Annotated in this window: 18 protein-coding genes; 8 read left to right on the plus strand and 10 right to left on the minus strand. The window is 66.7% G+C overall.

Annotated features, from left to right (window positions below):
• Nucleotides 1-23: 23 nt before the first annotated feature.
• Entirely contained in the window at nucleotides 24-1154 is a 1131-nt protein-coding gene (locus tag JRI60_RS43850; RefSeq protein WP_204222022.1) for a metallophosphoesterase, read from the minus strand.
• A gap of 48 nt (nucleotides 1155-1202) precedes the next feature.
• Here JRI60_RS43850 and JRI60_RS43855 point away from each other — a divergent pair, with 48 nt between their 5' ends.
• Nucleotides 1203-1757 (plus strand): TetR/AcrR family transcriptional regulator, encoded by a 555-nt coding sequence (locus JRI60_RS43855; RefSeq protein WP_204222023.1) that lies wholly within the window; start codon nucleotides 1203-1205, stop codon nucleotides 1755-1757.
• 71 nt (nucleotides 1758-1828) lie between these two features.
• On the opposite strand, the gene JRI60_RS53920 is transcribed toward JRI60_RS43855, so the two are convergent.
• The gene (locus JRI60_RS53920) at nucleotides 1829-2884 is read right to left on the minus strand and encodes a hypothetical protein (protein ID WP_239470072.1); all 1056 of its coding nucleotides are present in this window, start codon (nucleotides 2882-2884) and stop codon (nucleotides 1829-1831) included.
• 168 nt (nucleotides 2885-3052) lie between these two features.
• Here JRI60_RS53920 and JRI60_RS43865 point away from each other — a divergent pair, with 168 nt between their 5' ends.
• The 3 genes from JRI60_RS43865 (at nucleotide 3053) to JRI60_RS43875 (ending at nucleotide 5149) form a co-directional block, all read left to right on the plus strand.
• The gene (locus JRI60_RS43865; RefSeq protein WP_204222024.1) at nucleotides 3053-4015 is read left to right on the plus strand and encodes a DUF2381 family protein; all 963 of its coding nucleotides are present in this window, start codon (nucleotides 3053-3055) and stop codon (nucleotides 4013-4015) included.
• Nucleotides 4016-4267: 252 nt separating this feature from the next.
• Nucleotides 4268-4576 carry a hypothetical protein gene (locus tag JRI60_RS53925; RefSeq protein WP_239470073.1) on the plus strand — a complete coding sequence of 103 codons (309 nt, stop codon included), beginning with the start codon at nucleotides 4268-4270 and terminating at the stop codon, nucleotides 4574-4576.
• Nucleotides 4577-4783: 207 nt separating this feature from the next.
• Complete coding sequence (locus JRI60_RS43875; protein ID WP_204222026.1) at nucleotides 4784-5149, plus strand: hypothetical protein; 366 nt, start codon at nucleotides 4784-4786, stop codon at nucleotides 5147-5149.
• On the opposite strand, the gene JRI60_RS43880 is transcribed toward JRI60_RS43875, so the two are convergent.
• Nucleotides 5146-5682: a hypothetical protein gene (locus tag JRI60_RS43880; RefSeq protein WP_071899384.1), complete on the minus strand. Its 537-nt coding sequence runs from the start codon at nucleotides 5680-5682 to the stop codon at nucleotides 5146-5148. The two genes, JRI60_RS43875 and JRI60_RS43880, sit on opposite strands and share 4 nt — an antisense overlap.
• The gene (locus JRI60_RS43885) at nucleotides 5679-6590 is read right to left on the minus strand and encodes an alpha/beta hydrolase (protein WP_204222027.1); all 912 of its coding nucleotides are present in this window, start codon (nucleotides 6588-6590) and stop codon (nucleotides 5679-5681) included. The genes JRI60_RS43880 and JRI60_RS43885 overlap by 4 nt, the downstream gene beginning before the upstream one ends.
• A gap of 704 nt (nucleotides 6591-7294) precedes the next feature.
• Between JRI60_RS43885 and JRI60_RS54995 the strand changes: the two genes are divergently transcribed.
• Together JRI60_RS54995 and JRI60_RS55000 are read left to right on the plus strand one after the other, a co-directional pair.
• Nucleotides 7295-7708 carry a hypothetical protein gene (locus JRI60_RS54995; protein ID WP_343213366.1) on the plus strand — a complete coding sequence of 138 codons (414 nt, stop codon included), beginning with the start codon at nucleotides 7295-7297 and terminating at the stop codon, nucleotides 7706-7708.
• Between the two features lie 47 nt (nucleotides 7709-7755).
• Nucleotides 7756-8139 (plus strand): transglycosylase SLT domain-containing protein, encoded by a 384-nt coding sequence (locus JRI60_RS55000; RefSeq protein ID WP_343213367.1) that lies wholly within the window; start codon nucleotides 7756-7758, stop codon nucleotides 8137-8139.
• Nucleotides 8140-8465: 326 nt separating this feature from the next.
• On the opposite strand, the gene JRI60_RS43895 is transcribed toward JRI60_RS55000, so the two are convergent.
• Nucleotides 8466-9347, minus strand: a complete 882-nt coding sequence (locus JRI60_RS43895; protein ID WP_204222028.1) for a LysR family transcriptional regulator — start codon at nucleotides 9345-9347, stop codon at nucleotides 8466-8468.
• A 107-nt stretch (nucleotides 9348-9454) separates the two neighbouring features.
• On the opposite strand from JRI60_RS43895, the gene JRI60_RS43900 reads away from it, so the two are divergent.
• Entirely contained in the window at nucleotides 9455-9652 is a 198-nt protein-coding gene (locus JRI60_RS43900) for a glutathione S-transferase C-terminal domain-containing protein (RefSeq protein ID WP_239470074.1), read from the plus strand.
• Nucleotides 9653-9725: 73 nt separating this feature from the next.
• On the opposite strand, the gene JRI60_RS43905 is transcribed toward JRI60_RS43900, so the two are convergent.
• The 3 genes from JRI60_RS43905 to JRI60_RS43915 form a co-directional block, all read right to left on the minus strand.
• Nucleotides 9726-10205 carry a peptidoglycan-binding domain-containing protein gene (locus JRI60_RS43905; protein WP_204222029.1) on the minus strand — a complete coding sequence of 160 codons (480 nt, stop codon included), beginning with the start codon at nucleotides 10203-10205 and terminating at the stop codon, nucleotides 9726-9728.
• A 971-nt stretch (nucleotides 10206-11176) separates the two neighbouring features.
• Nucleotides 11177-11974, minus strand: coding sequence for a DUF1963 domain-containing protein (locus JRI60_RS43910; RefSeq protein ID WP_204222030.1), 798 nt, complete (start codon nucleotides 11972-11974; stop codon nucleotides 11177-11179).
• A 210-nt stretch (nucleotides 11975-12184) separates the two neighbouring features.
• Complete coding sequence (locus JRI60_RS43915) at nucleotides 12185-12418, minus strand: hypothetical protein (protein ID WP_204222031.1); 234 nt, start codon at nucleotides 12416-12418, stop codon at nucleotides 12185-12187.
• 38 nt (nucleotides 12419-12456) lie between these two features.
• On the opposite strand from JRI60_RS43915, the gene JRI60_RS54805 reads away from it, so the two are divergent.
• Nucleotides 12457-12591, plus strand: coding sequence for a hypothetical protein (locus JRI60_RS54805; protein ID WP_275439068.1), 135 nt, complete (start codon nucleotides 12457-12459; stop codon nucleotides 12589-12591).
• 132 nt (nucleotides 12592-12723) lie between these two features.
• On the opposite strand, the gene JRI60_RS43920 is transcribed toward JRI60_RS54805, so the two are convergent.
• Both JRI60_RS43920 and JRI60_RS43925 read right to left on the minus strand, forming a co-directional pair.
• The gene (locus tag JRI60_RS43920) at nucleotides 12724-13482 is read right to left on the minus strand and encodes a DUF5953 family protein (protein ID WP_204222032.1); all 759 of its coding nucleotides are present in this window, start codon (nucleotides 13480-13482) and stop codon (nucleotides 12724-12726) included.
• Between the two features lies 1 nt (nucleotide 13483).
• Nucleotides 13484-14110, minus strand: a complete 627-nt coding sequence (locus JRI60_RS43925) for a DUF6310 domain-containing protein (protein ID WP_343213368.1) — start codon at nucleotides 14108-14110, stop codon at nucleotides 13484-13486.
• Nucleotides 14111-14443: the final 333 nt, after the last annotated feature.

A 14443-nucleotide genomic window follows, 5' to 3' on the forward strand; every position in this document is an offset into this window, starting at 1 on the left:
CTTCCACCATGCCGGCCTGAGCCTTACCGTGCGACCCTGACGGGGGCGTTCCCGGGCTTGAGCCGCAGCAGGTTGAGCTCGTTGGAAGTGCCGACGCGGACCCGCGCCATGAATGTGCCCGCGCCTTGCGAGACGAAGACCTGGGTCTCGTCCTGGTGGTCCAGCCCCCGGTTGAACGGGAAGATGAGCGCCGCCAGGAGCGTGAAGGGGAACACCTGCCCACCGTGCGTGTGGCCCGACACCATCAGGTCGATGCCCGCAGCGGCGGCGTACCGGGCGCCGACCGGGCTGTGGTGCATGAGCACCGAGGGCACGTCGCTCCTCAATGGGATGCCCGGCAGGACGGATTTGATGGTCCGCTTGTCGTCCGAGGGGTGCATGTCGAAGGTGTCCTCGTCCGGCTTCATGTAGTCGAGTCCCACAACCTGGAGCCCGTGCGTCTCCACGGCCTCGTTGTGGAGCACGCGGACGCCCTGCTGGGCGACCAATTCGAACGCGCGCACGGCGTCCACATCCTTCTCGTGGTTGCCCCCCACGTAATAGACAGGCGCGTCGAAGTCCGACAGCGGCGCGAGCTCCCCCGGTAGGAATGCCGCCCTGGAGTCGACGAGGTCCCCGGTGATGAGGACCACGTCCGGCTTGTGGCGGTTGGCCTCCTCGACGACCTTCGCCAGATAGCCCCGCCCGCGGTGGTGGCCGATGTGCACGTCCGAGATGTGCATCACCACGACCTCCGTCGCGAGCCCGGGGAGCAGAATCTCCGTCTCCTCGACTGACAGGCGGTTCGCCCAAAGAGCGCCGGCTCCCGTGACGCCGAGGGCCACGGCCACGGCCGCCACCCCGCTTCGAGGAGCCGGCAGGCCCCGCTTGCGGTGAAGCGCATGGAGACCGAGCAGTGCCAGGAGCAGGAAGAGGTAGGACGTCAGGACGTACCCGCCGAGGACGTTGAGCACGCCGACCGCCGCGCTGTCGGACTTCGCGGCGCTCCCGACGGCGACCAGAGCACCGACGAACACGGACGCGACGCCAAGCCGCACGGGCCACGGCCGCGTCAAGCCGAACAGGACCCGCAGCCGGTGCGCCACGTACCAGAAAGACGCGGCGAGCACGCCGAGGGCGGCGAGGGGGAAGAGGACCATCAACACGCGTGCCATGGAGTCATCTTTACAAAATATGCAAAAACTGTCAATTTTCACCAGGTCATGAACGGAGACCTGAGGGACGAGCGCGACGTCCTGCGCCGCAGGCTGATTCTCGAGGCGGCCAAGGCGTGCTTTCTGCAGTTCGGCTACGCGAAGACGTCGTTTGACGACATTGCCCAGCGTGCGGGCATCTCGCGGCCGCTCATCTACAAGAAGTTCAAGAACAAGGAGGAACTGCTCAGCGGGGTGTACGACTTCATCCTCGACCCCATCTACCCAAAGGTGGAGCAGCTGCTGGAGCGCAAGGGCGGCAGCACCCGTGAGAAGCTCTTCGCGCTGTGGGAGTTGCTGCTGCTCGAGCCCTACGACGAGTGGATGCGCATGCCCATGGCGGCGGCCTTCCAGGCGGCCTGCCACCGAGTGGCGCCGGAGGTGATGGAGCGACATGACCGGCTGCAGCTCGCGTATACGCAGGCCGTGCTTGGCTCCAAGGAGCTGAGTGAGGTGTTCATCCTCGCCGCATGCGGCCTCGGCGCCGACATCCCCACAACGCGGGCCTTGCGTGCGCGGCTGCAGGTCCTCGTCGAGCGCTTCACCCCGGCACCGCGCTCCTGAGCCACTCCCCCCCGAGCCCACGCTCCCTCCCCTGCACGCGCGAGGACGCGGTCCCCGATGGACGGCGCACCTCACTCATCGACGCGATGCCCGAAGAAGTAGCGCACGCCGGGCTCGAAGGCCGCAGCGTGTCCGGCGTCCATGAAGTCCTCCAGGATGGCCAGGGCGGCCAGCCGCCGCAGTCGCCCTTGCTCGTAGAACGCGGTGCAGTCGACGCCGGTGCTGGCCTCGAAGCACATGCGCTCCCACTCCATGCGCGAGCCGCTGGGCTCGCCCGAGCGGATGCGTTCGTGCAGGCGCCTGACCAGCGCTTCCAGGTCGAGCGGCAGGCCGGCCGTCACCGCCTGGTCGCGTGAGGCCAACCGCGACGCAACTTCGGCCGCCGCCTCGCGCACCTGCGCGGCATGGCCGGCACGGTCCAGCACCGTCATGGTCTGGGTGAAGGGCTCCGGATACGCGGGGTCCGGAACCTCCTGCTCCTCGGCGCCGTCATCGAGCTCTCCCGGCTGTTCCTCCAGCAGTGTCGACAGGCAGCGCTCGACATGCCGTCGTGCATCCCTGTCGGTGGCCGCCGCATGCAGCCGCAGCAGGGGCTCCACCGCGCGCAGGCTGCAGCCGTTGCGTAGCAGGTCGCCGATGCTCCACTGGATGCCCAGCTCGTCCGGCCGGGACAGGAAGCGCTCGGCCGTGTCGAGCACGAACGAGGTGCGCCCGGCGAAGCCGATCAGCTGCACGCAGGCGTTCCAGACCAGGGCCCCGTCGTCCCGCGCCATCAGGTCCGGCAGGACCTCGACCGCGCGCAGGTCGCCCTGGCGCACGCGTGCAAGCACGCTGCCGAGCACGGTCCAGGAGTCGCGGCTGGCCAGGTGTTCGGCGCTCGCGAGCGCCGGCGGCGGCTCGGCGGAGAACTGGAAGCCACGCCCCAGCGGGAGGAAGGTTCGGTCGAGGTACTGTTTCACGGCGCTCAATTCTGCGTGCTGTGCAAGACGGATTGCAGCTCTTGGAGCACCTGGCACTGCCCACGCGGCCTGCTCAACCAGCCCGATGCTGAAGGCCTCGGCCGCGTTCACCCTCCGCCCGGTGAGGATCAGCTCCTTCGCCCTCCCCGGCCCCAGCAGCCGCGCCACGCTGCGTCCCTCCACCCCCGGGGATGATTCCCAGCTTCACCCTCTTGCGGAGGGTAGCACTGGAAAGTCCCATACCGCGGAGCCTTACTCCAGACGTAGGGCAGTGGAGGGTTCGTATACCCTTTCGCATAGACGCGCTCCCTACGTTCTCGGTAAGGTCGCTGGACGATGAAAACACGAGCGCTCGGCCAGTTCGGGAGGGTCCTTCCCGTCGTCTTTGTCCTGGCGTCCCTCTTCGTGGAAGCCCAAGAACCGCCGACACCCACGTGGCAGCCGGTACGGCGCAACCTGTATCTCTCGAAAGACCCCGACAGGGCGGTGCCGGAGGTGTTCGTCGCCGCGCGTACGGTCACGACGCTTCGGTTCGAGCTTCCATGTGATCCGGCCCGGACCAGGATGCTCGGGTGGGAAGGCCGCTTCGAGCCTCTGCTCGTCGGGGGCGGGTCCGTGGTCATCGTTCCTCTCCGGGAGCTGGCGCCAGATGACCGCTTCATGCTGGTGGTAACGCTCACGGATGGCACGTCGTTGCCCTTCACCGTGACCGCGGCCAAGGACGTGGTGGATGGTCAAATCGATGTCTTTCCCGATTCGGAGTCTCCCGAGGCCGTGCGGGTCGAACTGAGGGCGAGACAGGCGGAGAACAGATCGCTGCGTGCCGAGAACTGGCGCTATCGCCGGGAGGAGACCTCGGTTGAACACGCGCTTGCCACACTCCTGGCCAACAACGAGACCGCGTTGACTCCATTCCGGGTGGAAGAAAAATGGCGGCCTCCGACTCCGGAGCTCGATGCGGAGGTCTCCATCCTCCTGCCCAAGGGGCGTACAGCCAGGGGGCGGGCGGCGGTCGTCTTCCAGATCACGAATCTGACGACCGGAAAGCCCTGGACGCTACAGGAGGCGAGACTCATGGACGCGGCCACCCTGGAGAAGAAGCCTTTCGCCCTCCGCGCGTCCGCGGCTTCGATTGCACCCGGTGAGACGGGCCGCATCGCCATCGTCATGGACCTGCCCCCACCGGAGTCGGTAAAGACCGGCGACATGCTCGTCCTGGAACTCTTCGGGAACGCAGGGCTTCGGCAGGGGTATGTCGAGTTGGATCTGAGTGCGCTGGCAGCCCGCGTCCGGCGCTGATTTCAGTGGAATGTATGTGTTTTCGTTCCGTTGGCTTGTACTGACGCCCGAGAAGAAGGACTTCGGTTCATGGTTTCAATGAAAGCAACGCACTGCCCCATCCTCATCACACTGACGTGCTTGGGGATTGGCTGTACGGGGGCCGGTGTGTCCCTCCGGGCGGATGGAAGCCCCGGCCCTCAGCCCTGCGCGGAGAAGGCCTTGGAGGCAATGAGAATCCTACGGCTGCGGCCTGGAGACAGTGCATCCATCGTGATTGACGCGAACCAGAGCAGCCAGAGCCCGGTATCCCTCACGGATGGGCCCGTCGAGAGCTATTTGACCGAAGAGCTTGGTTATCTCTCTCCCCTGACCCGGCTGTACGGACAAATCTGGACAGGAGGTCCGAATGTGATGATCCGGTACTACGAGGCACGACCCCCGGACGGGGAACCCATCCCGCTCTGCGCCGTTGCTCGCCTGGGACGTGGCGGCTTGCAGAAGAAGCCGGATTCTCCTCCTGGCGTCGCGTTGATCGATCACTCGCGCGCGGCCGTGTTCATCGTTGACGCTTTCCGCTGAGTGCTGGAACAGCTCAAGGGCTCGCGCAACGCGCTCAGCGCTGTGAAGTCGGGAGAGTCCTTGGGGACATCCTCCAGGGCTTGGCGCCCACTCCAGCCCGGCCTGGGCCCGGGCCATGGCGGCCCGGCGGCGCTCGCCCAACCGGGGGCCGAGGTCCACCACCTGCGCGTCATGGGTGCGCACTTGATTGATCTTCCGGGGTGACAAATGGCCGACCTGAATGATTTTACAGGATGGATGGAGGCCCACCAGTCCCTCCGCCCGCTCTCCCACCTGTCGACTCTTTCGATTCCCGTTTTTGCGTTGAGTCATGGCAGCTTCGTTTCGGGCCTCCTCCAAAGCCTCAGCCGCCCAGAACGCCTCATCCCCAAAGCAAAACAGCCATCGGCAAATATGGCCAATCTCGCCCTGCAGGCGCTCAAGGTTATCCTTGCTCTCCACCGGCCCGGCCCACAGCCCGCCTATACACCTCAGGAACGCCTGGTACTCAGAGGTGTTCGCCTGCCAGTTGATGACCCGGCCCATCCATTTTTAATCCATCCAGCTCTGCCGGAAGTTGTTCTTTTCAGCTAGATGCGAGGCTTCGGACCACCGAAGCGGACGCCCAGCTCGAGCCCCACCATCCCCAGCAGGTCTCTGACGTTGGCCTCCCCGATGACTCCCACGTAGAAGCGATCGAAGAGCGTCGCGCCCACCGCGGCCTGAGCGCCCAGACTGAAGCCCTCCCCGAACATCAGGGGCACCCCGATGCGCGCGTAGACGGGCCCGGCGTCGAGCCGGGCGGCGGGCGTCACCGCGAGCCGGAAGTCCGGAAACCCCCACGCGTCCTTCACGGGCACCATCGCCGACAGGCCGAGCTCGGCGGCGAAGAGTCGTGACAGACGGTAGGAGGGAGCGACGTCCGCGACTACCCAACCCCCGTCCCGAAGCGTGTGCGTCCTGATGGCGCTCACTCCGCTGAGACCGATGAGCGGCCGGGCGCTCAGCCCCAGCCTGAGAGCGAAGGCGTCCTCGGCTGGAGCGTGGGCCTCCCCTCCCCCTGATTGGGCCAGCACTCGCGGCGCTCCCAACAGCACGAGCATGCAGATGAAGTGGCGCATCGTCATAGCCTCTCCCCGAACCACCTCCAAATGAGCTCATCCGACTCCGCCCGGTGGGTGGCATCGATGTCGTGGCCCGCGCCTTCGAGGTACTCGACGTGGACCTCCTGCCCGAGCAATCGAGCCGATACCGCGAAGGCTCGCTGCACCTCGGGGAGGACGAGGGTGTCCGCCGTCCCCTGGAGAATCAGCAGTGGCACCCTGGGCCCGTGCCCCATGTAGGTGAGGTTGCTGACGTCAGCGAAGACCTCGGGCGCATCCCTCACCTTCGCTCCATCCGGCAGCGCGAGGAACCGGGTGACGTAGGGTTTGATCCACCAGTCCGTCGTCTCATAGACGGACGCGGGGTCACCGGCTCCGCACATGGACACAACGGCCTTCACCTCGAGGTTCTCGCTGTAGGGGCAATAGTCCGGCTCGAAGCGTGCTTCGTTCCGGGCGTACGCCGACATCATCGCGAGGTGCCCACCCGCGGACCCGCCGAGCACCCCCACTCGGGCCGTATCCACTTTGTACGTGGCGGCATTCGCGGCGAGCCACCGGAGCGCACACCGCACGTCCTGCAGTTGCGCCGGCCAGGGGTGGAGGGCCTTGCCGTGTCCATCATCGAGGTTCGCGAGCCGATAGTTGATGGTCACCCCGACGAAGCCCCGCCGGCTCGCTTCCTGGATTCGCTCTCCGTTTTCGTCCAGATCTCCGATGACCCATCCGCCACCATGGATGAAGACGATCGCGGGAAAGGGACCCGGCCCCTCTGGCACCGCGATGTCGAGTGTCAACGGATGCACCCCACCGGGCTCACTCGGGCTGGGCACCTCCGCGTACGTGACCTCGCCTTCCGCGCCACCCGTGAGCTCACCGCATCCCGTGATGGCCAGCAGCAAGGCCGCGGGTAACAACCACCTCGTCTTCATGACTTCCTCCTCAGTATCCATCACGCTTCTCCGGGGACTTGGAAAGGGGCTGCACCGCCTCTCCACCGGCCCGGCCCACAGCCCGCGTGGCACCCCTCAGCAGCCCTCCTCGACCCCTCTGCTCCAGCCCTCTCCCTCAACAGAGCCCCCATCCTGCCTATACGCCCGGACTTCCTGCCGGCCACGCTCACGGTGGACGGAACAGGCGGCCCGGGGGAGACGCCGGATGGCGATGAGGCGGCGGGCCCCTGGACAATGGACCTGGGGTGCTCGGCCACGGGAGGCTTCGCGATGATCCCGATGCTCCTGGGCCCCTGGGTGCTGTGGAGGCGACGGCGCCCGCTTCGCACGACGAAACGTCGCTGAAGAGACAGCCCGGCTGGCGGCGGAGTGTGCACGAACTGGTATGACAAGCAAGCATACCGGTGGGTCCGGACCGCGCCCAGCCCGCGGCCGTTGGGGCATGCCTCGACGCGCCAGGTCCCATGGATTCCGCACGGCGTGCCACCTGGTGACAGGACTCACCACGTGGGGCTGCTGTCACCAGGGCCCTTCCCCAGGAGGAGCGGGGCGCCACCGGGACTGGCGTCATCAGGGGCCCGGGCTGCCCCGAGGGAGCCAGAGTTGGCATGGCTCCTGCTACAGGGAGACATACCAACAACGAGGCACTCCACCTCCTCAGTCCTCCCTGAAAGGGATCCGCCATGTCCGTCACGAACCTTCGCCAGACCCCGAGCTTCCAGACCCTGGACACCCTGCGCGCCCGCATCGGCGTCGTTGACCGGACGGCCATGGAGCAGGGAGGTCTCCAGGGCCTCTTCGGCAAGCACGGCGGGCTGCAGAAGGCCGGGGCCGTCTCGCCGTCGAGGGGGGGCTCGCCGTCTCCGTTCTCGGAGAGCAGCTTCTCGCCGTCCTCGGGCAAGGCGCCCGTGGAGCTCAACCCGGGCGCGAGCGGCCGGAGCGCCATGAGTCCTGGCGTGGGCGCTGGCTCGAGCGCGGGCCTCTGGGCTGACGCGAAGCTGGGCGGGGGCCAGCCTTCGGCCCTGGGCCAGCGCAAGAAAGACATCGCGGCCGTGGCGCTCGCCGCGCGGATCTGGCGGTTTGACGCGGCATTCTAGGCGCCACCTCGACCCACGGCGGCAACGGCCTGACGGACACGGGGCTGATGCAGATGAACCCCAACACCTTCAAGGAACCGCAGGCGAAGTACCCGGAGCTGCAGGGCAAGAACCTGGCGGCTCCGGAGACGAACATCCTGGCCGGCGCCTACTACATGAAGGACATGAAGGCGCAGTTCGGCAGCTGGGACCTGGCGCTGCGGGCGTACAACTCCGGCCCCAATGGCGTGGATCGCAGCAACCCGAACGCCATCCCCGCGGGCACCGGTGACGCCACCTACGTGCAGAAGGCGTATAGGCGGGATAGAAGCCATGTTGAGGGTGAGAACAGACGCCGAGCCGGGCCCAGCAACCGCGGCAGGCACGTGAGGCCCGGCCACTCGGCGCTCCTCGCCACCAGGCCCTCCTTCACTCCATGGGCCAGCACGTAGCGCAACCGGCCTATCAGCGCCTCGTCGTCCAGTACCGGCTCGGCTGAATAGCGCCTCTCCCAGAAGCCACCACTCCAGTCCACCAGGCGCCCCACCTTCCTGGAGAGGTTGGCGCGCAGGGGGCCGACGCCAGTGCTGGATGGGTACTTCGAGCGGTTGGCGGTCAGGGCTGGGTTTCGCCTTTATTGCTCCAGCAATATGCCCTGAGCGACCGGTCTCGAAGCCAGGGGGGTCGTTCGTGTCGTCCCACCCGCTCACCGCGAAGGGGTCAGCGTTGCTGGCCGCGGAGCTCCTGCCCGACGTCATCGAGCGCGCCGACGGAGGGGCTAGCGCTCACGGATCGGCAGCCCCGGCTCGGCCAGCGCAGCAACGGCATCCACGAAGAGCCGGACCTTTGCCGGAAGCTTCAGCCGGCTCGGGTAGACGACGTGGATGGGCCGCAGCATCACGGGTTTGCGGCCGAAGAGGATCTTCAGCCGGCCGTCCCGGACCGCGTCTCGGCAGAGGATGGCCGGGACGCGCGCAATGCCGACCCCGGCGATCGCCGCTTCGCACGCGAACTCGTGGTCATTCACGGTCAGCACCGGATCGATTCGAGACTTCACCCCCTCGGCCTCCCACGTCTCGAACGCACTGAATCCAATGCAGCGCGCGGAGCGGAGCTGCTGGGCGCTCGGCATGCCGTACTTCGACAGGTAGCGGGGGCTCGCCACGAAATGGACCGGACCCTCCCCGAGCTTTCTCGCCACGAGCGACGAGTCGTTGAGCGGTCCGATGTGAATCGCGACATCCAGCCCTTCTTCGATGAGATGGATACGGCGGTCCGCCAGCACCAGCTCCACCCGCGCCTGGGGGTAGCGCGCGAGGTACTCCGAAATCACGGGCGTCAGGTAGCGCCGGCCATAGAGCATCGGTGAGGAGACCCGCAGCAGGCCGACGGGCTCTTCCTGCCGCTGTTGCACCTCGCTGTTCGCCTCGTCGATCTGCGCGGCGATGGCGGCGCAGCGCTCGTAGTACGTCGCTCCGGCTCCGGTGACCCGCAGGCGCCGCGTGGTCCGCTCGAGAAGCCGCACCCCGAGCTGCTCCTCCAGCTTGCTGATGCGCTCGCTGACGGTCTGCTTGGTGATGCCGAGCTGGCGCGCAGCCCGGGTGAAGCTCTCCGCACGAACGACCGCGGCGAAGAGCATCATGTCGGCGGGTGAGATCATGACCGTCAAGCCTAGCCTGACAATGAGTTCGCCCGTAGCCGCATTGTCTGGGGGCCAGCGCGCACGCGAATGAAGAACTCGCGAGGCACGGGACCCGCCTCAAGGCCGTGCTCGACCTCCTCGACATGGGCCTCGGCGGCAGTGAATTCCTGGTGGGAGGGGCTTTCACCGCCGCCGATGTGGTGATGGCCTCCATCCTTCACATGGCACACACGCTGAAGCTGCTCGACAGGCATCCGCGGCTGGTGGAGTACGTCAAGCGCCACGTGCAACGCCCGGCGGTGCGGAGGGCCGTCTCGGGATGAGGCGAGGTGGGATGCGAGTAACGACGTCTGGGAAAGCTCGTGTGCCGGGCATCCCGCGCCCCGGACGTCGGGACTACTCCTTGCGACCGTCCTCGTCCTCCTCGTCCGACTCGTCCGACTCGTCCGACTCGGACTCATCCTCCTCGTCCTCGTCCGACTCCTCTTCGTCCTCCTCGTCCTCGTCCTCGTCCTCGGACTCCTCCTCCTCGTCCGACTCGGACTCCTCCTCCTCGGACTCCTCCTCCTCGCCCGACTCCTCCTCGGACTCGTCCGGCCTGTCAGCCACCGAGCCGACTGGCTGGCCGGCCTGGGCAGCCGCCAGGGCCCCGCGGGTTTTGGGGTCGACGATGGCGTAAACGGTGAGCGTGCTCTGGGCCTGGAAGGCCTTCACGGCGGCTTGGGTGGCGGCGTCGAAGATCCCCTCGGCTCCCACTTCCTCGTACCCCAGCCTGGCCAGGCTCTTCTGGAGTCGGCTCACTTCTGCGCCCTCGGACCCCAGGACCAGCAGCGGCACGGTGGGCTTCTTCACTTCGGACTTCTTCGTCTTGGCCATGTATCCCTCGCCGGAGCAGGAGCGCCCCTCCTCGTTAAGACTGGGACAGGGTAGGAATTGTGACATGCACTCCCCGCTCGGCCCCGCAGGCGGGTTGGAGCAGAGAGGCGGAGGAAGGCCGCTGACGAGAGCCCAAGGGCTGTGCGCCATGCCGATGCACTCCGCGTGTAACCCCCATGGTGCACACGCCTGCCCAGGCTTCACGACGCGCGGCCCTGGTTCATCGTCAGCGCTTCACCTTCCCCGAGATCGCCGCCTGCGCGCTGAAGTCGAGGATGATGAGGACGCGGGCGTGCGCGGAAGGTTCGGCGGGTGAAGCACAGCGGCCCGCCCTGAAAGCTCGGGGCGGGCCGCCGCATTGACAAAACGAGAGGTGTTACCTCAGCGTCAACAAATGCCGTCGTGGGATTGGCAGTAGTCGATACAGACGGAAGGCGAGGTCGGGCTGCGGCATTCGCTGCCGTCGCAGCAATATATGATAATCCAGGAAGCGTGCTTCGTGTCCGCATCGGATGAGCCGCACTGCTCCGCGCACTTGGCAGCGGAACCGGTGCACGCGGTGCCGTTGCCGCACGACATGTACACCTCTTCGTCGGACACGCCTCCACAACCCGCCAGCATCCCCACTGCCATCAACCCTGCGATGATTGCCATTCGCATCTTGTGATGTGTCTCCTGGGTGAGCACTGCACGGGCCACGGTAGGCCAGGGTGTCCCCGCTGAAAAGAAGTTGATCCGGTAATTCCAGGGGCAACCTCAGCGCGGCCCGTCCAGGGTCGCTACTTCGCGCCCCGCGGACCCAGCCCTCTGACGGGGACGGTCTCCACCCGGTTGTCGAACCCGGCGATGATCGGTCGAGCCTTGGCGATGGCCTCCCGCACCACGGGCAACGACAGGGAGGACGAGGGGGACCGCTCGCTCCCGACCGAACATCATGGAATCCCCCGGAGCTGGACGACCTCGCCTGCGGCTTACGTGCACTGGATGCGAAGGTCCACCTCGTTGATGTGGACCCGGCACATGAAGAGATAGAGGGTCCCGACGTCCCCCCATTCGGCGTCCACCACGGGACTGGGGGACAACTGCACCAGCAACTCCATTCCCTGGCCACACGTCCCGCAGTCCGGGGTTTCATCCGGGCCGTTGACCCAATGGGGGTAGCCGCCCAACGCCAGGCCTCGGTTGCGCGTGTGCGGATGGCTCAGGTCCTCCGCCCGTTGCAACTCCCCCGCGGCACGCTCGACGACGTCCCAATTGGCCCAAGCCTGGCGGGAGCCGCTGGTGCCCGGCACCGCCGCCCAGAGCTCAGGGCAGTGCCGCTCGAAGCCCACCGCATCCGGTAACGAGAGGCCCAACCGGGCACGGACAAAATGCTGGGTGAAGGGGGCTGCCCGCGAGCGGAGCACGATTGCGTCCTGCTCCGCCGCAAGCGGGTAGGCGCGTACACACCAGGACCGGGCTGGTCCCTGCTCCTTGCCCCAGGGGTGGCACTCCCAACAGTAGAAGAAGGTGATGAATGCCACCTCTGGCTGGGGCTGGTGGAGCGCGTCATGGCAGTAGTCCACCTGGCACACGAAGCGCAGGGCCCTGTGGCAGCGACCGCAACGGGGCCATCTTTCGCCCCGGAGTGCGGTCGGCCTGCCGCCGAATTGCGTGCGGAACTTCCTCTCCGGCTTCTGCGCGCGGGCTGCCGGCAACAAGAGCGTGCGCTGGCGCAGCAGGGGCGTGAGCCAACGGACCACATCGGCTCTGTCGAGGGTGGGCTGCATGCCTCGCCATGGTACCTGCAGCACCTCGGTTCTGACAGCGCTCCGGCGGTCACGTGAGCAGTGGGCGCGCACGTTCAGCGAGGGCCGACCGGAGTGAGGCTCAGCTGGAGGAGTGCTCGGAGGGAGGGGCGGCACGCGCCCACTCCTCCTGCATGACGACAAGGGTGGCGAACGGCCCGCGCGGAAGAGGAGCGTGTCCCGCGCGCCCGCTCAGGGCGTCTCGCCGAGCGAGCGCAACAGGTTGCGATAGGCGGCGGCCTGGTCGGAGTCTGGCACATCGGCGATGAGCTGGCGCACCGCTTTCGCGAAGTCCTGGCGCGAGCGCACCCCATCGAAGGCCGGGCCGAGCAGGTCGTTCATGGCCTCGAGGTCGCCCTCGGAGTCCACGGCGAGCCCCTTGTCCAGGGAGGAGAGGATGTCGCCGAACTTCTCCTCGCTGCGCACCTGCGGCACCGGCTGTGGCGGTGCGGGGCCGGGAGATCGTGGACAAGCTGCGCCGTGACCTGCCGCTCATCCGCTCCAAGATGCGGCGCGTGACGAACAACAGCCCGTCCACCCCGAATGCCCCGGGCGAGCGCCGGGTGCCCATGGTGCCCTCGCTGGCACCGCCTCCGTGACGTCGTCTCTGTGTTCGTCGATCGGAGGCTTACAGCGCAGGGGCCGCGCACCGTCACCCCAGGGAACGTCACCTTGCCAGTGAGCCCGAAGGCGGCGCCCTGAGCACGGCCACCGTGAGCAGTTGCCGAGCCTCAAGGGGTGGAGCGCCCGCCGATCTCCGGGAAGCGCTCGTAGGCCCGTTTGAGCGCGTCCAGGTGGGCGGGGTTGTCCAGGTCGAGCGGCGCATCGGTGAGCCTGACAACCCACCCGCCCGTCGCTGTGCGCCGTGCGCGCGAGAGCAGCTCCGCGTCGCGGGCCGGGTCCGGGAACCCGATGGCATCTGCGGCAGCAGCCGACCAGTAGTTCAGCCACCCGAGGTTATGCGGAATCTCGGGCGCGCGGATGTAGTCTGGGAACCTGAGTGCAGGGAGCCCGCGTGGCGGGACCCCTGGCTTACGTACCGGATCGATCGTTTGCCGCGAAATCTCAACGGCCGAGTTGAACGGCGTTGCGTGCCCCCAGAAAGCGCGGGCGCCTTCCCCCATGGCAGCCAGCACATCCGCTGCGGCTGCAATGCCGGCTGCGTCCAGGTGCAGCGACCCATGGACTTCCAAGTACGGCGGGCTTCCTGCCGCAAGCCCGTTCGGGTTCTCCCACCCGGTAATCGTCACCGGGCGGGTTCTGTCATCGTTGCAAAGGAACGGAAACCCGTTGTCTGTCCTGTCTGTCGCGACCCATTCATCGCGGTGAGGCAATGCAATGAACTCTTCTTTTTCAGAGAGCGTCCACTCCAGCCGTAGACCAGGAAGCGCGCCTTCCATTCCATGGACGATAGCGAGCGGCCGCCTCTCGTCACCCACGAGCGCAGGTGCATAAACAATGATGCCGAGCTCCTCAGGGAAGACAGCCATATCAGCACCAATCCATGACGACGACCTCAAGGGTTTTATCCAGTGCCTCGAGAGCAACCTTGTGCGCGGCGCTTTTCACACCAACGGCAAGGCTATACCCGCATGCTTCTGCGAGCCTTTTCTCGCGTTGTATTTCCGGCAGTTTCATCCGAGCAAAGAACCTCTGGGAATGAGGCGAGTGTATGTCGAAGTCATCAGTCTTTACTTCCCACAACGTGCGCGTGGCCAGTTGCAGCGCGTCAAATTGCTTGCCATTGACGAGCACGTCCCAGCCGGGGAAACTGTTGTTCTGAATTCTGTCGGCGCACTTGTTATGATCATTGTTTCCGCCTCGATGTGGCACCGGGATGGGTTTGCACTCCGGGCGGCGGTCTCGCTCCGTGACTTCGACTGGCCCAAGAGGAGGGAAATCCGGCCCTTTTGGCTCCGGCTTGAGCCTTTTTTCCGGCGAGGGTTCCTGCGGAACGGGCTTTGTTTCAGGCACGGGGCGCGTTTCAGGCACGGGTCTTACCTGGGGACTGCCCCTCTTCTCCTCATACATATCCAGGGCCTCTTTGATGGCGAAGCCCACCACCACAACGCCCACCACAATCACCGCCCCCACCACGAGCTCCGGGGCCGACAGCACGCAGACTCCGAGTCCCAAGGCAGCGGCACCCGCGGAGGCAACCGCGCATCGTCCCGTGGTGTCGTGAAACTCGATCCGGTCATGGTCGAGGGCATGAAAGCACCGCTCCGCCAGCACGGGCCAGGGCTCAGAAGCTTCGCGGACGGCGCAACGTCCCCCGTCCGTCCAGGGCAGCGTCGCCGCTCGCTGGAGGTTGACGAGCCTCGGGTCTCGGGCCGCTGGCTCTCTTGGGCTGGGCGCTGACGTAGCGCAGGCTGAGACATAGAGCAAAAGCGCGACGCACGCTCGGAAACGCATGACTACATCCTCCAATCAAGTCAGGACCTATCGGGC

This window comes from Archangium violaceum (genome assembly GCF_016887565.1).
GTDB lineage: Bacteria > Myxococcota > Myxococcia > Myxococcales > Myxococcaceae > Archangium > Archangium violaceum_B.

Excerpts from the sequence above, each read along its gene's own strand:
- JRI60_RS43850 (WP_204222022.1), bottom strand. The coding sequence starts at position 1,154 with ATGGCACGCGTGTTGATGGTCCTCTTCCCCCTCGCCGCCCTCGGCGTG.
- JRI60_RS43855 (WP_204222023.1), top strand. The coding sequence starts at position 1,203 with ATGAACGGAGACCTGAGGGACGAGCGCGACGTCCTGCGCCGCAGGCTG.
- JRI60_RS43865 (WP_204222024.1), top strand. The coding sequence starts at position 3,053 with ATGAAAACACGAGCGCTCGGCCAGTTCGGGAGGGTCCTTCCCGTCGTC.
- JRI60_RS43875 (WP_204222026.1), top strand. The coding sequence starts at position 4,784 with ATGGCCGACCTGAATGATTTTACAGGATGGATGGAGGCCCACCAGTCC.
- JRI60_RS43880 (WP_071899384.1), bottom strand. The coding sequence starts at position 5,682 with ATGACGATGCGCCACTTCATCTGCATGCTCGTGCTGTTGGGAGCGCCG.
- JRI60_RS43885 (WP_204222027.1), bottom strand. The coding sequence starts at position 6,590 with ATGAAGACGAGGTGGTTGTTACCCGCGGCCTTGCTGCTGGCCATCACG.
- JRI60_RS54995 (WP_343213366.1), top strand. The coding sequence starts at position 7,295 with ATGTCCGTCACGAACCTTCGCCAGACCCCGAGCTTCCAGACCCTGGAC.
- JRI60_RS55000 (WP_343213367.1), top strand. The coding sequence starts at position 7,756 with ATGCAGATGAACCCCAACACCTTCAAGGAACCGCAGGCGAAGTACCCG.
- JRI60_RS43895 (WP_204222028.1), bottom strand. The coding sequence starts at position 9,347 with ATGATCTCACCCGCCGACATGATGCTCTTCGCCGCGGTCGTTCGTGCG.
- JRI60_RS43905 (WP_204222029.1), bottom strand. The coding sequence starts at position 10,205 with ATGGCCAAGACGAAGAAGTCCGAAGTGAAGAAGCCCACCGTGCCGCTG.
- JRI60_RS43910 (WP_204222030.1), bottom strand. The coding sequence starts at position 11,974 with ATGCAGCCCACCCTCGACAGAGCCGATGTGGTCCGTTGGCTCACGCCC.
- JRI60_RS43920 (WP_204222032.1), bottom strand. The coding sequence starts at position 13,482 with ATGGCTGTCTTCCCTGAGGAGCTCGGCATCATTGTTTATGCACCTGCG.